Here is a 13964-nt window from a genome sequence, read left to right as displayed (position 1 = left end):
ACAAGAAGATCAGATGAAACTCAGTGCGATCACGTTCGCCGTGACGTCGGCTCTCGTCCTCGGCTCCGCTTCGCTCGCGTTGGCGCAGTCCGCGGCGCCGGCGGATCCGACCGAGGCCGGCAAGGCCGTGTTCAAGCGCGCGAACTGCCTCGGCTGCCACAAATGGCACGGCAATGGCGGTGGTGGCTATGGCGGCGACGCGCTGTCGCTGCGCAGGACGCAGCTCACTCGTGACCAGATCATCGAGACCGTGACCTGCGGCCGGCCCGGGACGGGCATGCCGTACTTCGCGCGCGGCTCCTATGACACGGCGAAGTGCTACGGCATGAGCCGCCAGGATGTCGGCGAGCGCATGCCGCCGGAAGGCGGCGTGTTCCTGCGGCCGAACGACATCGAGGCGGTCGCAGACTACGTGCTCGCGCACATCAAGGGGCGCGGCGAGCCGACCTACGACGAGTGCACCGCCTTCTTCGGCAACACGTCGCGGGTCTGCGATATCTACAAGGCGAATGCCACCAAGCCTGCAAGCGAGCCATCGAAATGAAGCGGTCGACCTGCGCTGCGATCTTCGCCACGTTCGTGCTGTCGTTCGTGACGCACGCGGCCTCCGCGCAGGCGGTGCCGAACTACGATCTGCGTGACATCACCGTCGGCATGCCGGTCGGCGACCTGCCCGATCAGGGCTATGTCAATCTGACTTGCGCCAAGGATCCGAATCGCAAGCTCAATGCGTGGTCGGCATGGCGCGACTGTCCCGCGGACGAGCAGGCGCGGCACGCGGTGCGCTTCGATTTCGATCCGGAGACCAGCCAGGACGGCACAAAGGTGGCCGGTCATCCCGTGCTGCTGACGGTCCTGGTCGACGACAAGGGCACCGTCACCGGCCTGACGATCGAGACCGATCCGAAGGCGCGGCTCTATATTCGCAAGAAGGCGTTCCTGCTCGGCAACCAGGTGAAGTCGCGCTATGGCGCCGAGGGCTGGGAGTGCAAGGAGCAGCAGCCGACCGCAGGCGAGCAGCCCGTCGGGGGCGTGTTCCTGCGCGAGGTCTGCAAGAAGACGGTGCCCGGCCGGACGCTGACGGTCGAGCGCGAGCTGTTCCGCAAGCCGGATCAAGATGCCAAGAGCTTCGTCGATCAGACGCTGGTGCGGATCACCAAGGACATTAACTAGCCCGCCGCCGACCTTCATCGCGCTCCGCTGGAGGCGCGCGCCAGTCGGCGTCGTGAACCCGGTTGCCGGGAGGAAACGACGATGAGGGATCTCTTGAATTTCGGGCAGATGCTGTCGGCCCATGCGCGCATGTCGCCGGAGCGCACCGGTGCCCGCGATCTCGAACGTGCGATGAGCTTTGCGTTGTGGAATGAGCGCACGTGCCGGCTCGCCAACGCGCTGCTCGGGCTCGGCCTTGCCAAGGGCGATCGCGTTGCGATCCTTGCCTACAATTGCGTCGAATGGTGCGAGATCTATGCGGCCACAGCCAAAGCCGGGTTGGTGGCGCTGCCGATCAATTTCCGCCTCACCGCGTCCGAGGTGCAGTTCATCGTCCAGAACGCCGAAGCGGCGGCGATGATCGTGCAGGACGAACTCGTCGGCCTGGTCGAGGAGGCGCGCACGGATCTCGGCATCGCCGATGACCGCTTCATCCATTTCGGCGCGAAGCCGCGTCCGGCAGGCTATCGCGGCTATGAGGACATCATTGCGATGGCCGCGGATCGGGAGCCCGACCAGCAGGTCGCGCTGTCCGATCCCTGGACCTTGATGTACACTTCCGGCACCACCGGCAAGCCCAAGGGCGTGCTGCGCAGCCATCGCAGCGCCGTCCTCTTGTCGATGGTCACCGAGATCGAGCTGAAGCTGAGCCGCAACGACGGCGCGCTGCTGGTGATGCCGATGTGCCACGCCAACTCGCTGAACTTCTTCGGCGCGTTCGGTTATATCGGTGGCGTCAACTCGATCTATTCGCGCAAGAGTTTCGATCCCGAGCACGCCGTGACGACGCTTGCGGACGGCGGCTCCACGTTCACCTCGCTGGTCCCGACGCACTACATCATGATGCTGGATCTGCCGCGCGCGGTGCGCGCGCAGCATGATTTCAGCGCGGTCACCAAGCTGATGATCTCCTCGGCGCCGGCCCGCCCGGAGACCAAGCGCGAGGTGATGGAGATGTTCCCGAAGTCCGGGCTCTACGAGCTCTATGGCGCGACCGAGACCGGCTGGGTCACCATGCTGCATCCGCATGAGCAGTTCACCAAGCTCGGCTCGGTCGGGCGCGAATGCGTCGGCGCCGCGCCCATCCGCATCTTGGATGACGCGGGACATGAGGTGCCAGACGGCGAGGCAGGCGAGCTCTATTCCTCGAACGCTCACACCTTCGACTGCTATTGGCGTCTGCCGGAGAAGACCAAGGAGGCGTTCCGCGGCGACTACTGCTCGGTCGGCGACATGGCCCGTCGCGATGCCGACGGCTACATCCATCTCGCCGACCGCAAGAGCAACCTGATCATCTCAGGCGGCGAAAACATCTATCCCTCCGAGGTCGAGGCGATGGTTGGCGCGCATCCTGCCGTCAAGGACATCGCCGTGATCGGCCTGCCCGACGACAAATGGGGCGAGCGCGTCCATGCCGTGATCGTGCCGCGCGACGGCATGGCGGTGAAGGAGGGCGATCTGGCCGAATGGGCGAAAGAACGGCTCGCCGGCTTCAAGCGGCCGCGCTCTTACGCCTTCATCACCGATAGCGAGATGCCGCGCAACGCGACAGGCAAGATCCTGCATCGCGAATTGAAGAAGAGATTTACGCAGTGAGTCGCTGCAATGCCGTACGGTCTGATATGTAGCTGCGATGCAGGCCGTCCTCAATTCCGCTCTTCCGATCTTCGCGCTGATCCTGACCGGATTCCTGTGCGGCTGGTTCGGTGTGTTCGACCGCACCGCGACCGACAATCTCAACCGCTTCGCGGTCTATCTGGCGCTGCCGGCGCTGATCTTCACGGCGATGTCCAAGATCGGCGTCGAGCAGGTCAGCCAGTTCGGCTTCATCGGCGCCTTCTGCGGCGGCATTGCCGCGACGTTCGCGACCGGTTTCGTGATCAGCCGTCTGCGCGGCCGTCGCGTTGCCAACGCCGGCATCGAGGGACTGGACGCCGGCTACAGCAATGTCGGCTTCATGGGCATTCCGATGTGCCTCTTGGTGTTCGGCCCGGACAGCGCGCCGGCCTCGATCATCGCCACCTTGTTCACGGCCTGCGTGCTGTTCCTGTTTGCGATCGTGGTCGTCGAGATGGATCTTCAGAAGGGCGCCACGCTCGGGGCGACGGTCGCCAAGGTCGCGCGTTCGCTGCTGACGAGCCCGTTGTTCATCGCGCCCGTGGCCGGGCTCGCGGTGGGCCTCAGCGGCTTTGCATTGCCAGCGCCGTTCCTGAGCTTCACGACTTTGCTTGGTGGAGCAGCATCGCCGGCGGCGCTCGTGTGCATCGGCCTGTTCCTGGCGCAGGAACGGGTGGTGACGCACGATGCGGCTTCGATCGGCATTCTCGTATCGCTGAAGCTCGTGATGCAGCCGGCGGTCACCGCGCTGCTTGCCTTCCACGTGTTCTCGATGCCGCCGCTGTGGTCGCATTCCGCCGTGATCCTGAGCGCGCTGCCGATCGGCTCCGGGCCGTTCACGATCGCCAAGCTCTATGGTCTGGAGGCCGGCGTCACCTCGGGCTCGATTCTCGTCTCGCACATGTCAGCCGTTCTCACCGTCTCGCTGCTCGTGGCCTGGCTCGCGCCGGGCTGATCACGTCACCATCCGCAGGAGTCGTCAGATGAAGATCTCTCCCGACAGTGCCGCCGATCTGATCGCCCGCCTGCTCAAGCGCCGCGGCGTCAGCCGCGTGTTCGCGCTGTGCGGCGGCCACATTATGCCGATCTGGATGCGGCTCGATGCGGAAGGCATCCGCATCATCGACGTGCGCGACGAGCGCGCCGCCGTGCACATGGCGCAGGCGCATGCCGAGCTCACCGGCGAGCTCGGCGTCGCGCTGGTCACCGCGGGGCCGGGCGTGACCAACGCGATCACCGGCATCGCCAATGCCCACGTCTCGCGCGCGCCGGTGCTGGTGATGTCGGGCGGCAATCCGCGGCCGCAGGAGAACCGCGGTGGCCTGCAGGACATGGATCACACCCAGCTCGTGCGCTCGATTACGCGCTATGCGCGCACCGTGCGCGAGCCGTCGCTGGTGCTGCAGGAGCTCGACGAGGCGATCGCGCGTGCCTTCGGCGAGGGCGGCGAGCCTGGCCCGGTTTTCATCGGTTTTCCCGTCGATACGCTGCGCGGCGTCGTGCCGAAGGCGCTGCAACTCGAGGAGCATCTCGCGCCGAAGCCGCGCGCGGCGACACGGCCTGATCCGGCCGAGGTCGAGAAGGCGGTCGAGCTGTTGTGGTCGGCGCGCCGTGTGCTCGTCATCTCCGGCCGCGGCGCGCGCGGCGCCGGGCCCGAGCTGATCGCGCTGCTCGACCGGCTCGGCGCCGTTTATCTCGACACCGGCGAGAGCAGGGGGCTCGTGCCCGACGATCATCCCTCGGTCGTCGGCGCGATGCGCGGCGCCGTGATGGGCGATGCCGACGTGGTGCTGACGGTCGGCCGCCGGCTCGACTTCCAGCTCGCCTACGGCTCGCCTGCCGTGTTCAAGGACGCCAAGTTCGTCCGCATCAGCGACTCCGCTACGGAGCTGCGCGACAATCGACGTGGTGCGGCCGAGATCCTGGCGACACCAGCGGAGACCTTGCGCGCGATGGTGGCGCTGGCGGGCAACCGCGAATCGGCCGTCGATCGGCAATGGGCCGCAAAACTGCGGGCCGCGCATCAGGAGCGCGCGGCCAAGCTGAAGCAGAGCATGGCGACGGCGCCGACCGGCTCGGACGGGCGGCTGCATCCGAATCGCGTGCTGTCGGCGCTGCAGGAGGCGATCGGCAATGACGCCGTGGTCATCGCTGACGGCGGCGATTTCCTGTCCTTTGCCCGCGTTGGCCTCAGCGCGCCCTTGATGCTCGATCCCGGCCCGTTCGGCTGCATCGGCATCGGCGTGCCCTATGGCATCGCTGCGAGCCTCGCCTTTCCCGACAAGCCGGTGGTGGTCGCGACCGGCGACGGTGCGTTCGGCTTCAATGCGATCGAGGTCGACACCGCGGTGCGCCACAAGGCGCCGGTGCTGATCGTCGTCGCCAACAACGGCGCCTGGCAGATCGAGGTGCACGACCAGGCCGTGACACATGGCAAGGTCGTCGGCACGAAGCTGCAATTCGCCGATCACGCCGCCATGGCGCGCGCCTTCGGCATGCATGCCGAGCGCGTCGAGACCGAGGAGCAGCTCGGCCCCGCGATCCAACGCGCGCTGGCCAACCGACCGGCGCTGCTCGACATGGTGGTGACGCCGGAGGCGGTCTCGTCCGACGCCAAGACCGGACTCGCCTGGGTCCCGGACCTGCAGCCGCTCGCGGCGTGGGACGAGGCCGAACGCAAGTGGCGCGGCTCGTAGGGCCCTACACCTGCTGCAGCTGCCGCGGCGCGCTGAGCCACAGCGCGAGCAGGGTGCAGACGGCGCCGGACAAGAGATAACCGCCGGCCGAAATCAGGCCGAGATAGGCGGCCAGCAGCAGGGCGGCGAGCGGCGCGAAGCCGGCGCCGAACAGCCAAGCGAGGTCGGCGGTCAGGGCCGAGGCCGTGTAGCGATAGGTGCGCGCGAAGTTGGCGGCGATCGCGCCCGAGGACTGGCCGAACGACAGGCCGAGCAGGATGAAGCCGAGCACCATGTAGATGGTCTCGCCGACCGGGCCGGCGTCGAGCAGTTGCGGCGCGAAGCCCGAGAACACCGCGATTGCGATCGCCGAGCCGATCAAGAGCGACTTGCGACCGATACGGTCGGCCAGCATGCCAGACGCGACAATGGCGACGACGCCGAACACCGCGCCGACGGCCTCGATGAGCAGGAAGCGCGCCGGCGTCTCCTTGGTGAACAGGAACACCCAGGACAGCGGAAACACCGTCACCATGTGGAACAGCGCGAAGCTCGCGAGCGGCGCGAAGGCGCCGATCACGATGTTGCGGCCCTCGTGCCGAATCGTGGTGATGACGCGTGCCGGCTGCAATTCGCGCGACTGGAACAGCTCATCATACTCCGGCGTCACGACCATGCGCAGCCGCGCGAACAGCGCCACGACGTTGATGGCAAACGCCACGAAGAACGGGTACCGCCAGCCCCAGTCGAAGAAGTCGGCCGCGGAGAGATAACCGACGAAGAACGCGAACAGCACGCTGGCGACGATCAGCCCGAGCGGCGCGCCGAGCTGCGGAATCATCGCGTACCAGCCGCGCTGGTGCTCCGGCGCATTCATCGCGAGCAGCGACGCCAGCCCGTCCCAGGCGCCGCCCCAGGCGAGACCCTGGCCGATCCGCGCCAGCGCCAGCAGCCAGATCGCCGCCGCACCGACGGTGTGGTAGCTCGGCAGGAACGCGATCGCGACGGTCGAGGTGCCCAGCAGGAACAATGCGGTGATCAGCTTGGCGCTCTTGCCGTAGCGGCGGTCGATCGCCATGAAGATCACGCTGCCGAACGGACGCGCGAGGAAGGCGAGCGCGAACAGCGCGAACGAATACAGGGTCTGCGTCAGCTCGTCCGCAAACGGAAACACCAAGCGCGGAAACACGATCACCGAGGCGATGGCATAGACGAAGAAGTCGAAGAACTCCGACGTCCGCCCGATGATCACGCCGATCGCGATCTCGCCCGGATGCGCCTCATGCGTGCGGGAGAGATGGGTTTCGCCGTCGGCGGTCGCCGCTGCCTGTGTCATCGCGCTGCCTGCAGTCCTCTCGTACTCTATTCGCGCTCCGTAATTGTCGTCCTCGGCGCCGCTCCGGTATTGGACAAATTGTCCAATGTCGGCCGTGTCGTCCGGTCGCTAGGTGAGGCCTCGTTCAGAGATCCGCCGTGCGACGAGGTTAAGCGTGCGTTACTGGAAATCCTTGGCTCTGCTGCCGCTGGGGCTCGCGCTCGGCGGCTGCAATCTGGTCGTGCTCGCCCCCTCCGGTGATGTCGCCGCCCAACAGCGCGATCTCGTGATCATCGCGACCGTGCTGATGCTCCTGATCGTGGTGCCCGTCATGGCGGCGACGGCGATCGTGGCCTGGCGCTACCGCCAGTCGAACCAGGCGGCGACCTACACGCCGGATTGGGATCACTCCACCCAGCTCGAGCTTCTGATCTGGGCGGCGCCGCTGCTCATCATCATCTGCCTGGGCGCGGTCACATGGATGGGCACGCATCTGCTCGATCCCTACCGCACGCTCGGGCGCATCGCGGTCGATCGTCCGGTGACGCCGCAGGACAAGCCGCTCGAGGTCAACGTTGTCGCGCTCGATTGGAAGTGGCTGTTCATCTATCCCGAATACGGCATCGCCAGCGTCAACGAGCTCGCCGCACCGGTGAACCGGCCGCTGGATTTCAAGATCACCTCGTCCTCGGTGATGAACTCGTTCTACATCCCCGCTCTGGCCGGCCAGATCTATGCGATGCCGGGCATGCAGAGCCGGCTGCACGCCGTCATCAACAAGCCCGGCGTCTATCGCGGCTTCTCAGCCAACTATAGTGGTGCCGGCTTTTCCAGCATGCGCTTTGCCTTTCATGGCCTGTCGGATGTGGAGTTTTCCGGCTGGATCGAGAAGGCGAAGGCCAGTGGCAATCACCTCGGCAAGCCGGATTATCTCGTGCTTGAGCGTCCCAGCACCGACGAGCCGGTCCGCCATTTCGCCTCGGTCGATGCTGACCTGTTCCGCGCCATCCTCAACATGTGCGTCGAACCGGGCAAGATGTGCATGAGCGAGATGATGGCGATCGACGCGAGAGGCGGCATGGGCCTGGCCGGCGTCCGCAACACGCTGCCGCTCGCCTACGACAAGTTCGCCGGCCGCGGCACGGTGTTCGGTGGCGAGCCGAGCTACGTCGCCGGCGGCGTCTGCCTGCCGGGCGACCAGGTCACGCGCATGGCTGCGGAATCGTCGCCCACCGTTCTCGCGCCGCTCGATTGGACGCCGCTGCAGGGCCGCGGCCTTGAACGGCCCAGCCTGCTGCGGCCGTCGAAGGCGTCTTTCATCACGGGGCCAGCCTCCAAGTCGGATTCGTGAGGGTCACATCATGTTCGACACGTCAGATCTCACCCGATTGATCTTCGGCCGGCTCACGCTGGAGTCGCTGCCGCTGCACGAGCCGATCATCATCGGCACCTTCGCGATGGTCGCGCTCGGCGGCATCGCGCTTTTCGGCGCCATCACCTATTTCCGGCTGTGGGGCTATCTCTGGAAGGAGTGGTTCACCACGGTCGACCACAAGCGCATCGGCATCATGTACATGGTTCTCGGCATCGTCATGCTGCTGCGCGGCTTCGCCGACGCGCTGATGATGCGCCTGCAGCAGGCGATCGCGTTCAACGGCTCCGAGGGCTACCTGAACTCGCACCATTATGATCAGGTGTTCACGGCGCACGGCGTGATCATGATCTTCTTCGTGGCGATGCCGCTGGTTACCGGTCTGATGAACTACGTCGTGCCGCTGCAGATCGGCGCCCGCGACGTGTCGTTCCCGTTCCTCAACAATTTCAGCTTCTGGATGACCACGTCGGGCGCCGTGCTGGTGATGTGCTCGCTGTTCGTGGGCGAGTTCGCGCGCACCGGCTGGCTGGCCTATCCGCCGCTGTCGAACCTCTCCTACAGTCCGGATGTCGGCGTCGACTATTACATCTGGGCCCTGCAGGTCGCCGGCGTCGGCACGCTGCTGTCCGGCGTCAACCTGATCTGCACCATCGTCAAGATGCGTGCGCCCGGCATGACCATGATGAAGATGCCAGTCTTCACCTGGACCTCGCTGTGCACCAACGTGCTGATTGTCGCCTCCTTCCCGGTGCTGACGGCGGTGCTAGCGCTGCTGTCGCTCGACCGCTACGTCGGCACCAACTTCTTCACCAATGATTTCGGCGGCGACCCAATGATGTACGTCAACCTCATCTGGATCTGGGGCCATCCGGAGGTCTACATCCTCATCCTGCCGGCATTCGGCATCTTCTCCGAGGTGACCTCGACCTTCTCGGGCAAGCGGCTGTTCGGCTACACCTCGATGGTCTACGCCACGGTCGTGATCACGATCCTGTCGTACCTCGTCTGGCTGCACCATTTCTTCACGATGGGCTCCGGCGCCAGCGTGAACTCCTTCTTCGGCATCACCACGATGATCATCTCGATCCCGACGGGCGCGAAGATGTTCAACTGGCTGTTCACGATGTATCGCGGCCGCATCCGCTTCGAGCTGCCGATGATGTGGACGGTCGCCTTCATGCTGACCTTCGTGATCGGCGGCATGACCGGCGTGCTGCTCGCGGTGCCGCCGGCCGACTTCGTGCTCCACAACAGTCTGTTCCTGGTCGCGCATTTCCACAACGTGATCATCGGCGGCGTGCTGTTCGGCCTGTTCGCCGGCATCGCCTACTGGTTCCCGAAGGCGTTCGGCTTCAGGCTCGACCCGTTCTGGGGCAAGATGTCGTTCTGGTTCTGGACGGTGGGCTTCTATTTCGCGTTCATGCCGCTCTACGTGCTCGGCCTGATGGGCGTGACCCGTCGGCTGCGCACCTTCGACGATCCGAGCCTGCAGATCTGGTTCGTCGTCGCCGGCATCGGTGCGTTCCTGATCCTGCTGGGCATCGCGAGCTTCCTGATCCAGATCGCGGTCAGCATTGTCAGGCGTGAGCAGCTCGCCGACGTCACCGGCGATCCGTGGAATGCGCGCACCCTGGAGTGGGCGACGTCGTCGCCGCCGCCGGCCTACAATTTTGCCTTCACGCCTGTGGTGCACGACAATGACGCCTGGTGGGACATGAAGCGCCGCGGCTACGCGCGTCCGCTCGCCGGCTTCAAGGCGATCCACATGCCGAGCAACACCGGTACCGGCGTGATCCTGGCGGGCCTCAGCACCACCATGGCATTCGGCCTGATCTGGTACATGTGGTGGATGGCGGCCGGAAGTTTCCTGGCGCTGCTCGCGGTCGTGATCGGCCACACCTTCAACTATCACCGCAGCTTCCACATCGCGGCCGATGAGGTTGTCAGCGCCGAGCGTGCGCGCACCGAGCTGCTCGTGGCAGGAGCCAAGTCATGACCGTTGCGATGGGCACGATGAAGGCCGGGGAGCCGGTGTTCTACGTCGTCGACGAGCACGAGCATCCCGAAGGCAGCAGCACGATGCTCGGCTTCTGGATCTATCTGATGAGCGACTGTCTCATCTTTGCGATCCTGTTCGCCGTCTATGGCGTGCTCGGCGCCAAATACGCGGCAGGTCCCGCGCCGAAGGACCTGTTCGACCTGTCGCTGGTCGCGGTCAACACCTCGTTCCTGCTGCTGTCGTCGCTCACCTATGGCTTCGCGATGCTGTCGATGCAGCGGAACCGCGTCGGCGCGATGCAGGCCTGGCTCGTGGTGACCGGCCTGTTCGGCCTCGCCTTCCTCGGCATCGAACTGACCGAGTTCGCGCACATGATCCACGAGGGCGCGACGCCGCAGCGCAGCGCCTTCCTGTCGTCGTTCTTCACGCTGGTCGGAACTCACGGCCTGCATGTGACGTTCGGCCTGGTCTGGCTGGTCACCCTGATGGTGCAGGTCAGGACCCACGGCCTGATCGAGGCCAACCGCCGTCGGCTGGTCTGCCTCAGCATGTTCTGGCACTTCCTCGACGTGATCTGGATTGGTGTCTTCACCTTCGTCTATCTGATGGGGATGCTTCGATGAGCGCTCACGCACACGCCCATGATGCCGCCGATGCCCATGCTGGCACGCGCTCTGGCCAACTGATTGGCTTCGGCGCCTCGGTCGTCCTCACCGCGATCCCGTTCCTGCTGGTCATGACCGGCTCGCTCGACAAGCAGGCCACGGCGCTGATCATCATGGCGCTCGCGGCCGTGCAGGTCGTCGTTCACATGGTCTTCTTCCTGCACATGAACACCAAGGCCGAGGGTGGCTGGACCATGATGGCGCTGATCTTCACGATCATCATGGTGGTGATTGCGCTCAGCGGCTCGCTCTGGGTCATGCATCACCTGACCACGAACATGATGCCGGTGCACGAGATGGGCCAGACGCCGTGATGTCAGCTCCTGCCGACGGGGCAGGGGAACGCGACGAGGCCGGCCGCGGGCGATCCGGCGCGCTGCGGCTCGCGATCGGCGCGGCGTGGGTTGCCTGCGTCGCGATGCTGCTGGCGCTGGGCGTCTGGCAGATCGAGCGGCGAGCCTGGAAGCTCGACCTGATCGATCGCGTCGAGCGCCGGGTTCATGCCGCGCCCGTGCCGGCGCCGAGCCCGGTGGATTGGCCGGCCATCGATCGCAGCGACGAGTACAAGCTGATAACGTTGAGCGGCCGCTTCCTCAACGATCGCGAGACGCTGGTCCAGGCGCTGACGGTCGAGGGCTCCGGCTATTGGGTGGTGACGCCGCTGCAGACCGCCGGCGGCACCGTGCTCGTCAATCGCGGCTTCGTGCCCGCGGACCGCCGTGCGCCGGCGAGCCGCAGCGCCGGGAACCCCGATGGCACGGTCGGCGTGACCGGATTGCTGCGGATCTCCGAGCCGGGCGGCGGCTTCCTGCGCCACAACGATCCCGCGGACAATCGCTGGTATTCACGTGACGTCGTGGCGATCGCGGCGGCGCGCGGTCTGTCCGACGTCGCACCGTTCTTCGTCGATGCCGATGCGACCCCGAATCCCGGCGGGCTTCCGATCGGGGGACTCACGGTGATCTCGTTTCCGAACAACCATCTGGTTTACGCGCTGACCTGGTTTACATTGGCCCTCATGCTGGCCGGCGCCGGGCTGCAGCGGCTCCGCCGCGGGCAGAGTGAGCGCGAAGCGCCGGCAGCGCAGGATGTGGAATGGGATCAGCGGCGGCAGGACATGGGTGGATGCGGGGCGGCGTCTTGAGGGATCGAAGCTCGCCGTTCTGCCGGCGGAGATCGGACGTGGCCTCATGAGAAGCGAGGCCCCTAATCTGCCGTTTGGGGCCGTGGCCGCGATCGCCACACCCGAGATCAACGCGCCGCTGCCGACGAAGGACGCGACCAACCGCAAGAACATGGTGCTGCTGATCCAGCTGCGCTGGATCGCCGTGGTCGGTCAGATCGTCACCATCGGCTTCGTGACCACCTGGTTCGGCATTGCGCTGCCGCTGCTGCCGATGGCGGCGATCATCTGCGCGCTGGTGGCGCTCAATATCGCAAGCCATATCTGGCTGCGCACGCATGACGACGTCGGCAATCGTCACCTGCTGATCGCCCTGATGCTCGACGTCGTGGCGTTGACGTCGGAGCTCTATCTCACCGGCGGCGCGTCGAATCCGTTCACGTGCCTCTATCTGCTGCAGGTCACGCTGGGGGCCGTGCTGCTCGATGCGCGCTCGTCCTGGTCGCTGGTCGCGCTGACGGTGCTCAGCTTCATCTGGCTCACCATCGAGTACCGTCCCCTGCAACTGCCGCAGCATCACGTCAGCGATGCATTCACCCTGCACATCACCGGCATGTTCGTCGGCTTCGTGCTCGACGCCGTGCTGCTCGTCGTCTTCGTCACCCGCATCAACCGGAACCTGCGCGAGCGCGACGCCAAGCTTGCCGATCTGCGCCAGCACGCTGTCGAGCAGGATCACATCATCCGCATGGGCCTGCTCGCCTCAGGCGCCGCGCATGAGCTCGGCACGCCGCTGGCGTCGATCTCGGTGATCCTGAACGATTGGCACCGCATGACCGCGATCTCTGCCGATCCGGCGCTCGCGGAGGATTTCACGGAAATGGAAGCGGCGGTGCAGCGCTGCAAGTCGATCGTCACCGACATCCTGGTCTCGGCCGGTCAGGCGCGCGGCGAAGGCTCGGCGCCGACAACGTTGAAGGCGTTCCTGACGACGCTGGTCGCCGAATGGAGCGCGGCGCGCTCGGCGCGCAATCTGATGTTCCGCAACGAGTTCGGCTCGGACCCGGCGATCGTCTCCGACGTCGCGCTAAAGCAGGCGATCGTCAACGTGCTCGACAACGCGTTCGAAGTCTCGCGCGAGTGGGTGGAGTTCGTGGCCGAACGAGATGGTGATCAGCTGCTGCTCAGCGTCAGCGATCGCGGGCCGGGCTTTGATCCGGCGATGCTGGGTCAACTCGGACGTCCCTATCAGTCGAGCAAGGGCCGCCCGGGCCGCGGCCTCGGCCTTTTCCTGGTGGTCAACGTGATCCGCAAGCTGGGCGGCAGCGTATCGGCCTGGAACCACCGGGGACGTGGGGCGACCGTGCGGCTGTCACTGCCGTTGTCGACGCTTGTCATTGGAGAGCGCGATGGCGAATGACCTGTCCCTCTTGATCGTCGAGGATGATGACGGTTTTGCACGCACCCTGAAGCGCTCGTTCGAACGGCGTGGCTACGAGGCCGTCGTCGCCGGCTCGCTCGAGGACGTCGACGAGATCCTCAAAGAAAAGACGTTCGGCTATGCCGTCGTCGATCTCAAGCTCGGCGGCGCCTCAGGTCTCGTCTGCGTCGAGAAGCTGCATGCGCATGATCCGGAGATGCTGATCGTGGTGCTCACCGGCTTCGCGAGCATCGCGACGGCGGTCGAGGCGATCAAGCTCGGCGCCTGCCACTATCTGGCCAAGCCGTCGAACACCGACGACATCGAGGAGGCGTTCCGCAAGGCGCAGGGCAATGCGCAAGTGGCGCTGGCCGAGCGCTCCACCTCGATCAAGACGCTGGAATGGGAGCGCATCCACCAGACCCTGATCGAGACCGACTTCAACATCTCCGAAGCTGCAAGACGGCTCGGCATGCATCGCCGGACGCTCGCGCGCAAGCTGGAGAAACGCCCGGTGAAGTAGATCGATACGGTTGTTGTCCGGAGGAGTGGAGCTCATTCTT

General features: G+C 65.7%; 13 protein-coding genes. 12 read left to right on the top strand and 1 reads right to left on the bottom strand.

Translation table 11 applies throughout. The features are described 5' to 3' along the window. Window positions 1-13: 13 nt before the first annotated feature. The 5 genes from QW868_RS20990 (at window position 14) to QW868_RS20970 (ending at window position 5525) form a co-directional block, all read left to right on the top strand. Window positions 14-544 (top strand): c-type cytochrome, encoded by a 531-nt coding sequence (locus QW868_RS20990; protein ID WP_316231399.1) that lies wholly within the window; start codon window positions 14-16, stop codon window positions 542-544. Next, window positions 541-1173 (top strand): hypothetical protein, encoded by a 633-nt coding sequence (locus QW868_RS20985; protein WP_316231398.1) that lies wholly within the window; start codon window positions 541-543, stop codon window positions 1171-1173. Before QW868_RS20990 ends, QW868_RS20985 begins: the two co-directional genes overlap by 4 nt. A gap of 81 nt (window positions 1174-1254) precedes the next feature. After that, the gene (locus tag QW868_RS20980; protein ID WP_316231397.1) at window positions 1255-2808 is read left to right on the top strand and encodes an AMP-binding protein; all 1554 of its coding nucleotides are present in this window, start codon (window positions 1255-1257) and stop codon (window positions 2806-2808) included. Between the two features lie 37 nt (window positions 2809-2845). Further along, window positions 2846-3784 (top strand): AEC family transporter, encoded by a 939-nt coding sequence (locus QW868_RS20975; RefSeq protein ID WP_316231396.1) that lies wholly within the window; start codon window positions 2846-2848, stop codon window positions 3782-3784. Between the two features lie 28 nt (window positions 3785-3812). Beyond that, window positions 3813-5525 carry a thiamine pyrophosphate-binding protein gene (locus QW868_RS20970; RefSeq protein ID WP_316231395.1) on the top strand — a complete coding sequence of 571 codons (1713 nt, stop codon included), beginning with the start codon at window positions 3813-3815 and terminating at the stop codon, window positions 5523-5525. Between the two features lie 4 nt (window positions 5526-5529). Here QW868_RS20970 and QW868_RS20965 read toward each other — a convergent pair whose 3' ends face one another. Then, on the bottom strand, window positions 5530-6840 hold the full coding sequence (locus tag QW868_RS20965; protein ID WP_315796240.1) for an MFS transporter: 1311 nt from the start codon (window positions 6838-6840) through the stop codon (window positions 5530-5532). Between the two features lie 154 nt (window positions 6841-6994). Between QW868_RS20965 and cyoA the strand changes: the two genes are divergently transcribed. The 7 genes from cyoA to QW868_RS20930 are packed head-to-tail and all read left to right on the top strand — an operon-like array spanning window position 6995 to window position 13924. Next, entirely contained in the window at window positions 6995-8170 is a 1176-nt protein-coding gene (gene cyoA, locus QW868_RS20960; protein WP_316231394.1) for a ubiquinol oxidase subunit II, read from the top strand. A 10-nt stretch (window positions 8171-8180) separates the two neighbouring features. After that, window positions 8181-10190, top strand: a complete 2010-nt coding sequence (cyoB, locus tag QW868_RS20955) for a cytochrome o ubiquinol oxidase subunit I (protein WP_316231393.1) — start codon at window positions 8181-8183, stop codon at window positions 10188-10190. Further along, window positions 10187-10816: a cytochrome o ubiquinol oxidase subunit III gene (gene cyoC / locus QW868_RS20950; RefSeq protein ID WP_316169827.1), complete on the top strand. Its 630-nt coding sequence runs from the start codon at window positions 10187-10189 to the stop codon at window positions 10814-10816. Before cyoB ends, cyoC begins: the two co-directional genes overlap by 4 nt. Next, a complete protein-coding gene (cyoD, locus tag QW868_RS20945) occupies window positions 10813-11172 on the top strand; it encodes a cytochrome o ubiquinol oxidase subunit IV (protein WP_316161517.1) in 360 nt (119 codons plus the stop codon). The genes cyoC and cyoD overlap by 4 nt, the downstream gene beginning before the upstream one ends. After that, complete coding sequence (locus tag QW868_RS20940) at window positions 11172-12002, top strand: SURF1 family protein (RefSeq protein WP_316231392.1); 831 nt, start codon at window positions 11172-11174, stop codon at window positions 12000-12002. Before cyoD ends, QW868_RS20940 begins: the two co-directional genes overlap by 1 nt. 46 nt (window positions 12003-12048) lie before the next feature. Beyond that, entirely contained in the window at window positions 12049-13401 is a 1353-nt protein-coding gene (locus QW868_RS20935; RefSeq protein WP_316161513.1) for an ATP-binding protein, read from the top strand. Then, window positions 13391-13924, top strand: coding sequence for a response regulator transcription factor (locus QW868_RS20930; protein ID WP_315713466.1), 534 nt, complete (start codon window positions 13391-13393; stop codon window positions 13922-13924). Before QW868_RS20935 ends, QW868_RS20930 begins: the two co-directional genes overlap by 11 nt. Window positions 13925-13964 lie beyond the last annotated feature (40 nt).

Origin of the sequence: Bradyrhizobium sp. SZCCHNR1051 (assembly GCF_032489615.1) — a bacterium.
GTDB lineage: Bacteria > Pseudomonadota > Alphaproteobacteria > Rhizobiales > Xanthobacteraceae > Bradyrhizobium.
Note: the sequence above shows the minus strand (reverse complement) of the source record. Positions and strands in the feature narration are given on the sequence as shown.